This window comes from Achromobacter dolens (assembly GCF_902859745.1).
Lineage (GTDB): Bacteria > Pseudomonadota > Gammaproteobacteria > Burkholderiales > Burkholderiaceae_B > Achromobacter > Achromobacter dolens.
Genome location: NZ_CADIJW010000078.1, coordinates 1 through 14,863, shown reverse-complemented (window position 1 = coordinate 14,863; position 14,863 = coordinate 1). Strand labels below are relative to the sequence as shown.

At 68.0% G+C, this 14,863-nt stretch carries 14 protein-coding genes; 12 read left to right on the top strand and 2 right to left on the bottom strand.

Translation table 11 applies throughout. From position 1 onward, the window contains the following. The coding region (locus HV783_RS28190; RefSeq protein WP_175190286.1) for a collagen-like triple helix repeat-containing protein at window positions 1-1,416 on the bottom strand (1,416 nt) is incomplete at its 3' end. 358 nt (window positions 1,417-1,774) lie between these two features. Further along, on the bottom strand, window positions 1,775-3,484 hold the full coding sequence (locus HV783_RS28185) for a ShlB/FhaC/HecB family hemolysin secretion/activation protein (protein ID WP_175190285.1): 1,710 nt from the start codon (window positions 3,482-3,484) through the stop codon (window positions 1,775-1,777). 493 nt (window positions 3,485-3,977) lie between these two features. Between HV783_RS28185 and HV783_RS28180 the strand changes: the two genes are divergently transcribed. The 12 genes from HV783_RS28180 to HV783_RS28125 all read left to right on the top strand — a co-directional run bounded on the left by HV783_RS28180 (window position 3,978) and on the right by HV783_RS28125 (window position 14,710). Beyond that, window positions 3,978-4,808: an MHYT domain-containing protein gene (locus tag HV783_RS28180; RefSeq protein ID WP_175143236.1), complete on the top strand. Its 831-nt coding sequence runs from the start codon at window positions 3,978-3,980 to the stop codon at window positions 4,806-4,808. Window positions 4,809-4,953: 145 nt separating this feature from the next. Continuing rightward, entirely contained in the window at window positions 4,954-5,130 is a 177-nt protein-coding gene (locus tag HV783_RS28175) for a Flp family type IVb pilin (protein ID WP_006390266.1), read from the top strand. A gap of 233 nt (window positions 5,131-5,363) precedes the next feature. Next, window positions 5,364-5,870, top strand: a complete 507-nt coding sequence (locus HV783_RS28170; RefSeq protein WP_054503292.1) for an A24 family peptidase — start codon at window positions 5,364-5,366, stop codon at window positions 5,868-5,870. After that, window positions 5,837-6,277 (top strand): TadE/TadG family type IV pilus assembly protein, encoded by a 441-nt coding sequence (locus HV783_RS28165; RefSeq protein WP_054503032.1) that lies wholly within the window; start codon window positions 5,837-5,839, stop codon window positions 6,275-6,277. The genes HV783_RS28170 and HV783_RS28165 overlap by 34 nt, the downstream gene beginning before the upstream one ends. A 1-nt stretch (window position 6,278) precedes the next feature. Next, the gene (locus HV783_RS28160; protein WP_116791875.1) at window positions 6,279-6,770 is read left to right on the top strand and encodes a TadE/TadG family type IV pilus assembly protein; all 492 of its coding nucleotides are present in this window, start codon (window positions 6,279-6,281) and stop codon (window positions 6,768-6,770) included. Then, entirely contained in the window at window positions 6,767-7,726 is a 960-nt protein-coding gene (gene cpaB / locus HV783_RS28155; protein WP_054503030.1) for a Flp pilus assembly protein CpaB, read from the top strand. Before HV783_RS28160 ends, cpaB begins: the two co-directional genes overlap by 4 nt. 67 nt (window positions 7,727-7,793) lie before the next feature. Continuing rightward, a complete protein-coding gene (locus HV783_RS28150; protein ID WP_144654730.1) occupies window positions 7,794-9,176 on the top strand; it encodes a type II and III secretion system protein family protein in 1,383 nt (460 codons plus the stop codon). Next, the gene (locus tag HV783_RS28145; RefSeq protein WP_054503028.1) at window positions 9,173-10,513 is read left to right on the top strand and encodes a MinD/ParA family protein; all 1,341 of its coding nucleotides are present in this window, start codon (window positions 9,173-9,175) and stop codon (window positions 10,511-10,513) included. The genes HV783_RS28150 and HV783_RS28145 overlap by 4 nt, the downstream gene beginning before the upstream one ends. A gap of 21 nt (window positions 10,514-10,534) precedes the next feature. After that, entirely contained in the window at window positions 10,535-11,890 is a 1,356-nt protein-coding gene (locus tag HV783_RS28140; RefSeq protein ID WP_175143233.1) for a TadA family conjugal transfer-associated ATPase, read from the top strand. Then, window positions 11,890-12,819 (top strand): type II secretion system F family protein, encoded by a 930-nt coding sequence (locus tag HV783_RS28135; RefSeq protein ID WP_144654731.1) that lies wholly within the window; start codon window positions 11,890-11,892, stop codon window positions 12,817-12,819. The genes HV783_RS28140 and HV783_RS28135 overlap by 1 nt, the downstream gene beginning before the upstream one ends. A gap of 11 nt (window positions 12,820-12,830) precedes the next feature. After that, window positions 12,831-13,826: a type II secretion system F family protein gene (locus HV783_RS28130; protein ID WP_054503025.1), complete on the top strand. Its 996-nt coding sequence runs from the start codon at window positions 12,831-12,833 to the stop codon at window positions 13,824-13,826. Window positions 13,827-13,837: 11 nt separating this feature from the next. After that, window positions 13,838-14,710, top strand: a complete 873-nt coding sequence (locus tag HV783_RS28125; protein WP_081273430.1) for a tetratricopeptide repeat protein — start codon at window positions 13,838-13,840, stop codon at window positions 14,708-14,710. The last annotated feature ends 153 nt before the right edge of the window (window positions 14,711-14,863 follow it).

The window sequence follows — 14,863 nt, the reverse complement described above, 5'->3', positions numbered from 1 at the left end:
GCCGAGCAAGCCGCCCAGCAGGCCGCCGTTGGCGCCCGCGGCGCCGCCAGCCGTGCCGCCCGCGCCAGCGGTCACCCCGCCGGTCACGCCGCCGAGCAGCCCGCCCAGCAAGCCGCCGTTGGCCGCGCCGCCCGTGGCGCCGCCCAGGTTGCCCGTCACGCCGCCCAGCAGGCCGGTCACCGGGGCCAGCAGGCCGCCGTTGCCGCCAGCCGCGCCGCCGGTCACGCCGCCCAGGATCCCGGTGATCGGGCTGAGCAGGCCGCCGTTGTTGCCGCCGACCGTGCCGCCCAGGCCCAGGCCGCCGGTCAGGGAGGCGACCGCGCCGGTGGCATTGGCCAGCGTGTTGCCGAGCGGGTTAGTGTTGCCCGGCGTGGCGTTCAACAGTCCGCCCGCGCTGCTGACGGCGCCGCCCAGGCCTTGCAGCACGCCGTTCAGGCCGGCCACGTTGCCGCCAGGCAGTTGCGTGCCCAGATTGCTGACCGTGCCGCCCAGCGTGTTGAGCAGGCCGGCGACCGGCGCGCCCAGGTTGGTGGTGGCGCCGACTTGCTGCGTCAGGCCGACCACCGTGCCCGCCAGGGGGCTGGCCGTCGGGTCGAGCGCCTTGCCGATGCCGCCGAGGGCCGGCTGCAGGCCGAGCGGCAGCACGTTGTCGACGGTCTTGCCGACATTACCCAGCGCGGGTTCGAGCAGCGGTTTGGAGGGACCGCCCAGCACGCCGCCGGTAACGCCGCCGACCAATTGGTTGACGGGGTTCAGCAGGCCGCCGGAGCCGGACAGGCCCGCGGTCAGCGCGCCCACCGCGTTGGTGGCATTGCCCAGCACCGTGGTCAACGGCTGCGGATTCTTGGGATCGGCATTGAGCAGGCCGCCCGTGCTGGCGACCGTCTTGCCCAGGCCTTCCACCAGGCCGCCGACGCCGGCGCTCAGGCCTCCCGGCAGGCCGGTGCCCTTGACCGTGGTGCCCAGGCCTTCGACCAGGCCGCCCACTTGTTTGACGGTGCCGTCGACAGGCTTTCCCAGGCCGGTGGCGGCGCCAACCTCTTGGGTCAGGCCGACGACCGTGTCGGCGACCGGCTTGATGGTGGGGTCGAGCGCCTGGCCGACACCGCCCAGGGTGGTGCCCAGATTCAAGGGCAGGGTATTGTCAACGGCATTGCCGGTATTACCCAGCGTCGTTTGCAGCAAACCGGTGGTGACCGGGTTGTTGGGATTATTGGGTTCGTTCGGACCGCCGGGATTGCCGGGATTGCCCGGACCGCCAGGGTTGCTGGGATTATCCGTGCCAGGCAGGCTGGCAGAACTCTTGTGGCTACCACCACCGCCGCCGCAAGCGGCCAGCGCGCTCATCAGAGCGGCCGCCATAACGGTGGAGGTCAGAATACGATGTACGCGCTGCGTGTCAATCTTGGCATTCATGGCGAGCTCCTGTGGGGGAAGTGTCAGGCGTCGAAACTGCCCGATACATCCCTACATGCATAAACCATGCCAATATTTTTCAAACACGCTTCCGGTATGCGTTCAGGTCGTTTTTGGCTTATTAAAAATACTTTTAAATCAATAACTTATATTTAAAAAAGAGGGTTTGTACCAATATTGGGAATCCCCCATATTTACGATCACGCGCCACCTGCGAATGTTACGTCCGGGGCCTGTCTGGGCCGTTACGTTACGGGCCGCGTTACGTAACGTGGTGTATGGAACAGGCAAAAAAAAGCGCCTGTCGAAACAGGCGCGGCGCTTGGCGGACTCGCGGCGCGGCCGCCGGCAGGCCGTGCTAGAACGCGTCGTAATACAACGAGTAGTTGGCGTTGAAACGCACGTCGCGGCCATTGTTTATGGTGGCCGAGCCGATTGGCTTGGCCACGTTGAAATCAAACAGGTAGTACTTGTCATCGGTAAAGCGCAGCCCCAGCGCCACCGACGACAGGTGCCGCTGGTTGAGCTGCTGCAGACTCGAATTGTTGTACCAGGTGCGGGCATAGTCGATCAGCGCATAAGGCTGCACGTTGGACAGGTACTGCCAGCCAATGCCGAATTGGCGATTAACTTCGGCGGAAACACCCACGCCCTTGTCGCCGCTTTGCTCGCCTTGCGGATAACCCATCGCATACCGCCAACTGCCGTAAGACACCTGTTCCGACGAGGGCAGGATATTGCTCGAGTACTGGGCGGCGCCCGACAGGGTCAGGCCGAATCGCGCCGGCAGCGCGAAGGTCTGCTTGGCATTGAGGTTGTAGCGGGTGAAGTCCAGGTCCAGGATCGGCACCGCCGAATAGCCGTAGTTGGTGTTGATCTCTTTCTTCGCCCCGGCGCCGGTGAAGCCCCTGGCCACGGCCAGCGTCACGTCGGTGGTCTTGGATTCGGACACCTGGATATAGCGCATCTCGAGGTTGGCGGCCCGCACCTGGGCGTCCTGCTGCAGCCAGCGGTCGGAGTTCGTGGCCTCGTAGCGGTCCTTCGAGTTGGCCGCGTAGACGCCGAGCGTGCCGGTCAGCGAGCGCGTATTGTTCAGCAGGAACGGATAGCTGACGCCGATGCCGATGCGGTCGTTCTTGACCCGGCGGTTGAAGCCCAGGTATTCGATCGCCTCGTCCTTGGGACGCGCGTCGTAGTGGTAGCCGTCGATCTTGACCGCCAGCCCGTCGTTGCCCAACGGCACGCGGACCTCGCCGGAAATGTATTTGACGTCGTCGGTGTTGAACGGCACCGACGCCGTCAGCTTGACCTGTTCGCCCAGCGGCGTGAGGCTGTTGGTGGCCATGTTCACCAGCGGCTGCATGCCGGTGCCCAGGTCCGCCACCCCGCCTGTCAGGCTGACCGGCTGGCGCGAGGCCGCCAGCACCAGTTCGGTGGCGCCGTCGGCGCGTCGTGGCAGGTCGAGCGACGGCGTGAACTTCACCCCCGGCACCGTGCGCATCAGGTTCAGCACGCGTTCCAGCGTGGCCTGCCTGAGCGGCTTCTCCTCCTTCAGCGGCTCGGCCAGCGATTCCAGGCGGTCCTGGGCATTGCCGATATCGCCCTCGATGCGCACCGTGCCGATATAGCCTTCGACCACGGTCACCACCACCAGCCCGTTGGCGAAGGTCTGGTTCTGCACCAGCGCGAACGACAGCGGATAGCCGCGGTCGCGGTACAACTGGGTGATCTTGTCGACCTGCTGCACCAGTTCGCCCAGGCTGATCTCCTTGCCGGACAGCGGCGCCAGCAGGGCGGAGACTTCCTCGAACGGCATGGCGTGCACGCCGGTGACGTCGAAATGCCGGGGCACGATGCGCTGCGCGAGCCTGGCCTGCAGGGCCAGTTGTTCGGGAGTGGGGGCCTGGACCACCGGCGGCGGCTGGGTGGCGCTGGGCGGGCGTTCGATCTGCGGCAGCGCGTCCACGGGGTTGCCGCGTAGCGGGCCGTCGGCGCGTGCCGTGCCGACGGTGGCGAGGGTGCAGATAAGGGCGAGGGAAAGCGGACCTGCGGGAAGCGTGCGTCTCATGCCTGGTTGTCTCTCTTTGCCGCTGGCACCGTTTAAACAGAACATCCGTATTAAGGGTCCGGATAAAGGCTTGAATATATGGGGCCGCTATATAAGTAAAACCGGTGGCGCGCCGCTCAGGCGGTATGTTGCCAGCGCGCCGGGGCAATGACAAATTATTTCATTGTGACTGGCCGGAAACGTGGATATAACAACAGGACGACATACAAGGCAATCTTTCCATGGCCCGATTCCGGGTTTTCCGGGATATTTGAAAATGACCGTGGCTAATTTCCGGGTATTCGTTACAAGTAAGCTGCCATGCCGCGACGAATACTGGTATAAACCCTGATGTGTATTAATTGTTAATAGATAAGACTATATAAACGTATCAAAACACATCGGGTTTACCGGCTCTCGGGAGTCCACAGATGGACCAGGATGACCCCAACAAAATCGTCGCAAGTCGGCCCGCCACGAGCGTCTGCCGACCGTCGGCTCACAGGGGCGGCGCATGAACCCGGGCGATATCGTTCCCCTCTCATTCAATAGCGGCCTGGTGGCGCTGTCGTTCCTGATCGCGGCGCTCGGCTCCTATGTGGCGCTGCTGGCGGCGGTGGGCATCCGCGCCGAAATGCAGGACGGCGAGATCCGCATCGGTTACATCATCATCGGCGCCCTGGCGATGGGCGGAGTGGGCATCTGGAGCATGCATTTCATCGGCATGCAGGCACAGGACCTGCCATTCGCGGTGGGCTACCAGATCGGTTTGACCGTGCTCAGTTTCCTGGTGGCGGCGGGTTTTTCCGGCTGGGCCTTCTGGTATGTGGGCCGCGACCGCTTTACATTTATGCGCTGCGTGGTGGGCGGCCTGGCCGCCGGCCTCGGCGTCGCGGCCATGCATTATGTGGGCATCAGCGCCATGCGCATGCCCGCGGTGTTTATCTGGAATCTGCCGATGGTTGTTTTATCGGTGCTCATAGCGGTATTTGCCGCGTCAGCCGCGTTGTGGCTCGCTTTCAATACGCAGAATGAGTTCCAACGCGTCGGAGCGGCCATTTTGATGGCGATTGCGGTGTGCGGCATGCATTACACGGGAGCGGCGGCCGGCACGGTCGTCTGCACCGCCCCGCGCGATTTTTCCAGCATGCAGATTGGCGGGGTGATGCTGCCGTACGTCGCGTTCGCGCTGTCGTTCGTCATGTTGCTGGTGATGCGTTGGCATTTGCAACGCGCTTCGCGCCGTTTCCGCGCGCGACTGGCGCAACGCATCGACTCGATCATTGAATCGGCCCCCGTGGTCGATCCGGGCAGGACTCCCGGCTCGACATTGGGACCGGGTTGAGGGCCCGTCGGTAGCGACGGACCTGGCGGTACCCCGGAGACGCGAAGGTGTGGAACACGCCAGCGCGCCGACAGCACCGGGCTTAGGGGGCCACGCCGTCCCTGCGGCATGGCTCGATTATCAAGCGAGACCTGAGGAGCTCGACATGAAAGCGAAACTTGCGCAGTTCTGGAACGATGAAGAAGGTATTACCGCCCTGGAATACGGGCTGATCGCGGGCACCATCGCGGTGGCGCTGGTAGCCGCCTTGGCGACATTCACGGGCGCGCTCAGCGGCCTGTTCACGTCGCTGCAGGCCAAGCTCGCCAACGCGTCCAAGTGAGGCCGAAGACCCCGGTCGTCCCAGTGAGCCTGGCCAGGGCCAGGCGGCGCCGGACGGCCGGGTCTGACGCCCCGCCGGGCATGGAGCTGATGTTGACGACACTTCCCGCGCAGCGAATTCGGGCGGTTGCGGATTGACGGCGTTGCGCGCATCGGCTCCCACGTACTGCGCGCCCATGCATTGCCAGATTGAACCCGAAACCGTCAGAAGGTCCTGCCTTGTATCCAGGGGAAGTGCTGTGGTGGCTGTTGTTCGCATGCTGGAATCTGGTGTTGATATACACCGATCTGCGCTATCGCCGCGTACCCAACACGCTTATCGTCGCGGGCTTCGCGGGGCAGGCGCTGTGGCTGCTCGCGGCTTGGCTCGCGCCAGCCTGGGGCTATCCACCGCGTTGGGCCGGCTGGCCCATGGCATTGGCCGGATTCGCGCTGGCCTTGCCATTCTTCCCGCTCTGGCTCAAGCGTCTGATGGGCGCGGGCGACGTCAAGGCGATCGCCGTGCTGGGGCTGCTGACGGGCTTCGCGCCGCTCGTCATGACGCTGGTGGTCGCGAGCCTGCTTGCCGGGCTGCACGCCTTGCTCTACCTGTTTCTTTCCCGAAGCTGGGCCTTGCCGCTTCGGGCTCGCCAGATCCCCTACGGGACGTACCTGGGCGCGGCCGCGCTCAGCGTGGTGTTTATTCCCTTGAATTCGGACTGGTATTCGTGGTGTTTTTCCTGGTGTTCTACGCGATCCTGACGTACGCCCTGGTGTTCACCGCGCAGCACTCGGTCACCCTGGCGGCGCAGGACGGCGCCCGCAAGGTCCTGCAATGGCAGCCGGGCGCCACCTCGCTGACCGTGCGCGCCAATGCCGGCCGCGACACGGCGCTGGACCGTTCGAGCTGGATCACCACCATGTCCTCGGCCGCGGTGGCGGTGGCGGTGTGCGGCGCCAGCGGCACGCTCAGCAGCACCGCCGGGGGCGCCTGCAGCGGCCAGCCGCTCAGCGCCGACCAGATCGAGGTGACGGTCAGCTATCCGTACGGCGCCAATCCGCTGATTCCGAATTTCCCGTTCCTGGCGCAGGCGTTGATGCCGCCGTCGAGCGTGCTGTCGGCCCGCGCCACGGTCCACCTGGGCAACGGCCTGGATGGGAGCAACTGACATGGACGCGCCCCGTGCCCCGGGCCATTGTCGCGGTCGCAAGCGCGGCCAGCGGGGTATCGCCGCGCTCGAGTTTTCGCTGATGGTGACGATGCTGCTGATGTTCGTCTGCGCCGTCGTCGGCTATGGCGTGCTGTTCTGGATGCAGCAGCAGTTGGCCTCGGCCGCCTCGGAAGGCGCGCGCGCGGCCGTCCACGCGCGCTTTGCCGGCCAGGCGGACGTGCCCGGCGCCGCCTGCGCCGCGGCGATGAGCGTGTTCGGCACGGGTTCGGCGGTGGCCTGCGCGACGACCAGCGCGCCATGCGCGTGGAGCGGTTCAGGCGGCCAGACGGCCCAGTGCAGCACGGTCGCCATGACCTTCAACGTGCAGGCCTGGCCGGTGTTGTCGACCTTCCAGGCATTCATCGCCATGTTGCCCGGGACGGACAAGAACTGGATACCGACCCGGCTGTCGTCGAAGGCCATCGTGCAAATCTCCCAAGGGACACCATGAGCAGTCTGAGCAAAATCATCGCGGGTGTGTTGCTGGCGGCGGGCCTGGTGCTGGCGTTCGTGGCGTGGCGCCTGGCCTCGGCGCCGTCGGCCCCGGCGCCGGCGCCGGCCGGTCCCGTGGCGACGGCGCCGGCCGCGCCGGCCGAACCGCCGGTCAAGCGCTATCCGGTGGTGGTGGCGGCAACGCCGATACCGGCCGGCACGCGCATCGACGGCGACAAGATGCTCAAGGTGGACCAATGGCAGGTGGCGCTGTCCGGCAGCTACAGCTCGCCCGCGCCGTTGCAGGGCGCCTATGTGCGAGTGGACGTCGCGGCCGGCGATCCGCTGTTGCCCAGCATGCTGGCGCAGGGCCTGGCGCGCCAGCTCAAGCCAGGCGAGCGGGCGTTGGCGATCGCGGTCGATGAGGTGGTGGGCGGCGGCAACCGCATTGCGCCGGGAGACCTGGTGGACGTGTTCTTCGTGCTGGAGAAGGGCGTCGAGATCCAGGGCGGACAGGCCCGGTTGCTGCAATCGCAGGTGCGCGTGCTGGCGTATGGCGCGGCTTCGCTGGACGGCCCCGAGGAAAAGTCCGCGCTGCCCGGCCCGCCCGGACAGCCGGCGCGGACCGCCGTGCTGGCCGTGCCGGTCGACCAGGTCAACGAGCTGGTGCTGGCCAGCCGCTCCGGCCGCCTGCAGTTGGCGCTGCGTCCGGTCGGCGACGATGGCAAGCCCGATACCCAGTTGTTCGCCCAGCGCAGCGCCGTGCTGCCGGCGCGCGCCGACCTGACCCCCGAACAACGCGAGCAATTGCTCAGCGGCCCGAACCGCGCCTATGCCGGCGACAGCCTGGCGCAGTTGGATGCCCCGACACCGGCGGCCAGGCCGGCCCCGGCCCGCGCCGCTGGCGCTGGCGGCGGGGGCGGGCGCACCGTCGAAATCCTGCGAGGAGACAAATCCGAGCGCGTGCGCTATTGAAACGTGGCTGCGCGTGGCCTGGTGCCGCCCGCGGCTGGACCTTACCTGCCAAACCAGATCCAGCACAATGAAGAGATTCCAGCGCACCACCCTGATTTGCCTTCTGTCGGCCGCAGCGGTAATGACCTACGGCGTGGCCGGCATGGCGCAGACCGCCATCCAGTCCGACCCGGGCGCCGGCGCGCCCGCCCGCGACATCGCGGTCGCCGTGAGGGGCCAGCAGACGCTCATGCTGGAGGGCGCGCCCGCCCGCATCGCCATCGGCGATCCCGAGGTGGCCGACGTCAAGGTGCTGGCGGCCTCCGGCAAGCGCCAGGCCTCGCTGCTGCTGTACGGCAAGAAACCGGGCACCACGCAATTGCAGGTCTGGACCGGCAACAACGCGGCCCCGCAACTGTGGACGGTGCGGGTGGCGGGCAACGTGCAGCAGGTCATGGCCGGACGCGGCATGGCGGGCGGCGCCAACGTCGACGTGGCCGGCGACCGCGCGGTGGTGTCGGGCCAGGCCGACTCGCCCCTGTCGCACCAGGCCTCGGTGGCCGCGGCCGGCGCGGTGGTGGGTGACAAGAACGTGGTGGACGTGTCTACCGCCGGCACTGGCGGCGTGGTGCAGGTCGAGGTCAAGGTGGTCGAGGTGTCGCGCTCGGTCATGAAGCAGGCCGGCATCAGCTTCGCCGGCCGCAGCGGCCCGTGGGGCGGCACCAACTCGATCACGCCCGACGGCTTCCCGGCGCCGCTGGGCTTCAGCAAGAGCGCGGCCCTGGCCTCGGGCTTCTCGCTGTTCTACGACTCCAACGATTTCAGCGCGCGCCTGCGCCTGCTGCAGAACAACGGCATGGCGCGCGTGCTGGCCGAGCCGACGCTGGTGGCCCTGACCGGGCAGAGCGCCAGCTTCCTGGCCGGCGGCGAACTGCCGATCCCCGAGGCCGGCGGCCTGGGGACGACCACGGTGACGTTCAAGCCATTCGGCATCGGCCTGACGGTGACGCCGACCGTGCTGTCGCGCGAGCGCATCGCGCTGAAGGTGGCGCCCGAGGCCAGCGAGCTGGACTACAGCAATGCCATCGCGGTTTCCAGCGGCACGAATACCACCACGCTGATCCCGGCCCTGCGCACGCGCCGGGCCGACACCACGGTCGAGCTGGGCGACGGCGAGAGTTTTGTCGTCAGCGGACTGGTATCGCGCCAGACCAAGGCGCTGGTCAACAAGGTGCCGATGCTGGGCGATCTGCCCATCATCGGGTCGTTTTTCCGTAGTGTCGATTACACCCAGGAGGATACCGAGCTGGTGATCGTGGTGACGCCGCGCCTGGTGCGGCCCATAGCACGCGGCGTGACCTTGCCGCTGCCGGGGGCCAGGCAGGAGGCGACCGACACCGCGTTCAACGCTTGGGGCTATTACCTGATGGGTCCTGCGGGTGGGCAGCAAATGCCGGGTTTTTCACGGTGAGCGATATGAAGACACATGCCAGGGAGTGGGTTGGCTTGCAGAATAGCAACCGGTTTTTATTTTGTTCCAAGGGTGACGGCGTGGCCGCGCAGCTCGGACAGGCGCTGGGCGACATGGGCCTGCTGACCCAGGAAGTCCCGGGCGTCGAGGAACTGGGGCGGCGCCTGGCCGAAATCGAGCCGCAGGTGGTGTTCCTGGATTTCACGCTGAGCGAGGACGAACCCGGCAAGCTGTTCAAGTCCGCCGAGCTGGCGCGCCTGCTGGCGCGCATCGCGCCGGCGATTCCGCGCGTCGCGGTGGGACTGCTGAGCCAGCCGGAAGGCGCCATCGCCGCGTTGCGAGCGGGCGTCAGCGATTTCGTCGATCCGACCGTGGCGCCGCAGGAAGTCAAGGACGTGGTGCAGCGGCTGCTGGACCTGCCGGCCGGCGGCGGCCGCATGGACGGCTCGCGCCGCAGCGTGCTGCTGCTGGGCGCGCGTCCGGGCGTGGGCACCAGCACGCTGGCCGTGCACCTGGCCGGCATGGTGCAGGACCGCCTCAAGCAGCAGCATGGCTCGCGCGCCGCGGCCGCGGGCGCCAAGGGCGCCAAGCCGGCGGCCGACAACGGCAGCCAGTTGCCCCTGGGCAGCCGGGTGGCGCTGATGGACCTGGGTTGGCCGGTGGGCGATTGCCAGCTTTACCTGAACATCGGCGGCGATTTCGATTTCGCCGAAGCGGCGCGCAACCTGCGGCGGCTGGACTCGACCCTGCTCAGTTCGGCCATGTCGCATACCGCCAATGGCTTGAGCGTGCTGGCGCTGCCGCGCGACCTGGGCCAGATGCGCGATGTCTCGCAATCCGATTCGCTGCTGGTGTTCGAGCGCATGCGCCAGCACTTTGGCGTGGTGGTGGCCGACTCAGGCGGCTTCTCCAACCCCGAGTTCGTGGCCGGCCTGGCGCGCGCCTCGGAGCAGAACTGGATCGTCACCGACCAGAGCGTGGGCGCGCTGGTGTCGCTGGCCGGGCTGCTGCAGGAGCTGGAGCAATTGCACGTGGACCGCCGCAGCCTGGGCCTGATCGTCAACCGCTACGACGAGCGCTACGGCATGACGGCCCAGCAGATCGCCGAGCGCTTCCAACTGGAGCTGGTCGGCACGCTGCCTGACCGCACGCTGGCGCTGATGGTGTGCACCAACCAGGGCCACCTGCTGCACGAGGAGGCCGAGCGCGACGTCTACGTGCGCGCGGTGCAGGCGCTGGCCGAGAAGCTGAGCGCCGAGGAAAACACCCCGGGCGGCCGGGCGAGCTGGCTGGCCACCTGGCTGCCCGGCGTGCACCGCCGCATGGTGGTCGAGTAACGGACGGCGGCGGAATCCCACATGATCATGACAGCGACCATAGAATTCGGCGGCGATGGCGACAAGGGGTTCGCCTCATCCAACCGCTTCCAGGAAGTGAAGACGGCGGCCTACGAGCATCTGCTTTCCCGCATCGAGGAGCTGGGCGCGGAGTTCGGCAGGTGGGCGCGATCGGCGATCCAGGAGTTCGTCGACATCGAGGTGGCCAGCTTCGTGCGCCTGCGGCGGGTGCCGATCAACGAAGGCGAGATGCGCCAGATCGCCGAGGCCCTGACCAAGGAGCTGGCCGGCCTGGGGCCGTTGGAGGATCTGCTGGCCGACCCGGCGGTCGAGGACATCCTGATCAACGGCTACGACAACGTGTTCGTGTCGCGCCGCGGCGTGCTGGCGCGCGAGACGCTGCGCTTCACCGACAACCAGCACGTCCTGCGCATCGTGCGCCGCATCCTGGCGCCGATCGGCCGCCGGCTGGACGAGTCCAGCCCCATGGTCGACGCGCGCCTGCCCGATGGCGGCCGCCTGAACGTGGTGATCGAGCCGCTGGCGGTCGATGGCCCGATGGTGTCGATCCGCAAGTTCCGCCAGGATCCGCTCAAGCCGGCCGACCTGCTGACACTGGGCACCTTCGACGAGGAGATCTACCGGCTGCTGCATGAAGCGGTGAAGAACCGCTGCAACATCCTGGTGTCCGGCGGCACCAGCTCGGGCAAGACTTCGCTCTTGAACGCGCTGGCCTTCTTCATCCCCGAGACCGAGCGCGTGGTGACCGTGGAGGACACGGCCGAGCTGTCGCTCAACCACCCGCATGTGGTGCGGCTGGAATCGCGCCAGGGTGGCTTCGACGGCAGCGGCGCGGTCAGCATCCGCGAGTTGATCCGCAACAGCCTGCGCATGCGTCCCGACCGCGTGGTGGTGGGCGAAGTGCGGGGCGCCGAGGTCATGGACATGCTGCAGGCCATGAACACCGGCCACGAAGGCTCGATGGCCACGATCCACGCCAACTCGCCGCGCGAATGCCTGTACCGGATCGAGATGCTGGCGGGCTTCGCCGGCTTCCAGGGCAGCGAGGACAGCCTGCGGCGCCAGATCGCCAGCGCGCTCGACTTCATCGTGCAGATCGGCCGCCTGTCCAACGGCAAGCGGCGGGTGCTGTCGGTGACCGAGGTCACCGGCATGGGCGACAACGTCATCTCGACCCAGGAACTCTACCGGCACGAGACCTTCGCCACGCCGGAGGGCGAGGAAAAGGATCGCTGGAACTGGCTCGGCATCCATCCGCACACCCCCAAGCTGGCCAAGATGCGCAGCGAGCAGCGGCCGACCGACAACGCGCCGCCCGAGTCCGACGGCGGCGGCTTCTGGAGCAGGAGGCGCTGATGCTGCAGGCCGGAGTGATCGCGGGTCTGGCGCTGGTGCTGGCGCTGGCGGCGGTGCTGCTGTGGCGCCACGCCAACAGCGGCCAGCGGCGCGCCGCCAGTTCCGCCTTTCTCGAAGACCAGTTGCGGCGCGGCCGCGGCGCGCCGGTCAGCGGCAAGATGCCGTTCGCGCACGGCGCCCGCGCGCTGCGCAGCGGTTTCTCGCGTTGGGACATGCTGCTGCTGCAGGGCGGCGTGCGCCAGAGTCCCGGCTTCTACGCCAAGCTGACGCTGCCGATCGTGCTGGCGGCGCTGCTGGCCTGGGCCTTCCTGGGCTGGCTGTCGGGCCTGGTGACGCTGGTGCTGCTGACCGTGTTCGCCTATTTCCTGCTGTGGCTGCGCGCCGACCGGCGCCAGCGCCGCAGGGTGGCGCAACTGCCGGCGTTTCTGGACAACATCGTGCGCCTGGTCACTATCGGCAACAGCATGGCGTCGGCCTTCCAGACCGCCGCGGCCACCACCGACGAGCCGCTGCGCGAAGTGGTCGAGACCGCCGCCGCCCTGAGCCGCTCGGCCAAGGAACTGGACGCGGCGCTGGTGCAGGTTTCGCGCCAGTACGACATGAAGGAGCTCTACATGGTGGCGGCCGTGGTGTCGGTGGCCTTGCGCTTCGGCGGCCGCAGCGACCAGGTGCTCGAGCGCATGGCCGCGTTCATGCGCGACATCGGCCAGGCGCGCGCCGAGCTATCGGCCAGTTCGGCGGAAATCCGCCTGTCGGCCTGGATCCTGGCGCTGCTGCCGCTGGGCATCGCCGGCTTCATCATGGTGGCCAACAACGACCTGTTCATGGGCCTGTGGGTGGACCCGCTGGGCTTCAAGATGCTGATGACGGCGGTCTGCCTGCAACTGGGCGGCTCCTACATCCTGTATCGCATGGCCAAGGCCATCTGAGGACGACGCGGATGCAAGCGATCGAATCCTGGAATGTCTCGACGGTGCTGGCGGTGGCGCTGATGCTGGTGGCGGCCGCCATGCTGATCCTGGGCCTGAGCATGACGCGGCGCCTGCGCGGCCAGGATCGCAGCCGGCAGGTGGTGGAGCAGGCCCTGGCGACGCGCGAGGGCCGCGTCAAGGCGGCCGCCGCGCCGGCGGCCGAGGGCGCGCAGGGCCGGCTGGCCGCCGCCACGCGCGCGGCCGACTCGTTCGGCAAGCGCCTGAGCGAAGGACGCTTCGCCGAAGCGCTGCTGGCCGGCGAGGACCGCAAGCTGGTGGATATGGCGGGCTACGAGAACCCGGCCACGGCGCGGCTGCGCTTCATCGTCGCGCGCTTCACCCTGGCGCTGCTGCTGCCGGCGGCGGCCGTGGCGCTGGACCTGGGGCGCAGCATCGGCTCGTCGCTGGGCCTGTTCGTGGCGGCGTTCTTCGGTTTCGCCATCGGCTACATGCTGCCCAAGTGGTTCGTGCGCCGGCGCCTGTCGCGCCGTCGCAAGCAGGCCGCCAACGAACTGCCGCTGCTGATCGACCTGCTGCGGCTGCTGCAGGGCGTGGGCCTGTCGATCGACCAGAGCCTGCAGGTGCTGACCAAGGAATTCGACCAGGTGCTGCCGGTGCTGGCGTACGAGTTGCGGCTGGCGTCCGAACTGTATGTGCGCGGCCGCACCCGCGAACAATCGCTGGCGCGGCTGGCGGCGGGTTTCGACAACGACGACCTGTCCGCCATCTGCCGCCTCATCGCCCAGGTCGACCAGCACGGCGGCGCGGTGCAGGAGCCGCTGAACCGGTTTGGCGAGCGCCTGCGCGAGAAGCGGCGCCTGGAGCTGAAGGAAAAAGTGGGCAAGACCACCGTCAAGATGACGGCGGTGATGATCGTGACCCTGTTGCCGGCGCTGCTGATCGTGACCGGCGGGGCGGGGTTTGTGGCGGTATTGCGCGGTTTGTCGCGCATGGGGGGGATGTAATGGCGGGCGGTATGGAAAGCGCGCGGCGCGCATGGCGTTGGACCCTGGCGGCGGCGGCGGTTGCCGGCGCCGGGACGTTGGCGGGTTGCCAGAGCAACAATGCCGAGACCGCCTGGCAGTTGATCCAGCAACAGCAGCAGGAACAGGCGCTGGCGCGCCAGCGCGAGGACGAGGCGGAGAACCGCCGCAAGCCGGCCGAGCCGGAGATGATGCTGTCGATGATCGCCGAGTCGCAACGCCAGGAGCGCTATTTCGCCTCGCTGGCCTACATCGAGGCGTTCCAGCAGAAGTTCGGCAACGATCAACGCATCGCGGTGCTGCGCGCCGAGGCGCTGCGCCAGACCGGCCAGACGGCCTCCAGTGAACAGGCCTACCGCGCCCTGATCGGCACCGCGCAGGCGGCAGACGGCTGGCACGGGCTGGGCCTTATAGCCGGTTCGCGCGGCCAGTTCGAGCAGGCCGCCGACGACTTCGCGCGCGCCGCCAAGCTGGCGCCCATGGACCCGCGCATCCTGGGCGACCTGGGTTACGCGCGGCTGCGGGCCGGCGATCCGGCCGGCGCCCGCGTGCCGCTGGGCCAGGCGGCCGAGCTGGCGCCCGAGAGCGGCAAGGTGCTGGCCAACCTGGCCTTGCTGCTGCTGGTCGAGGGCGAGCCGGTGCGCGCCCAGAACGTGATGGACCGCGCCAAGCTCGGCGACGAGGCGCGCAGCCAGGTCCTGCGCCTGGCCGCCGAGATCCGCAGTCAGACCGCCGCGCCGAGCGGTGTGGCGCCGGCCGCCGGGGCCGACACGTCGGCGACGCGGGTGTCCCGTGGCGAAGGCATCGTCATGCCGGTCATGAGCCCCTTGATGGACCGACTGGGCAACGGCCCGATCGTGCGCTAACCAGGAATCCCGATATGTCCCGAACCGTACGCTTCGTTCCTTTTTCCCTGGCGCTGCTTGCCGCCGCGGCCACGCCCTGGGCGAGCCAGGCGCAGTCGAACGCGCCGCTGACGGGCGGCGCCATGAGCGGCGTGGCGCAGGCTTCTCCCGTGC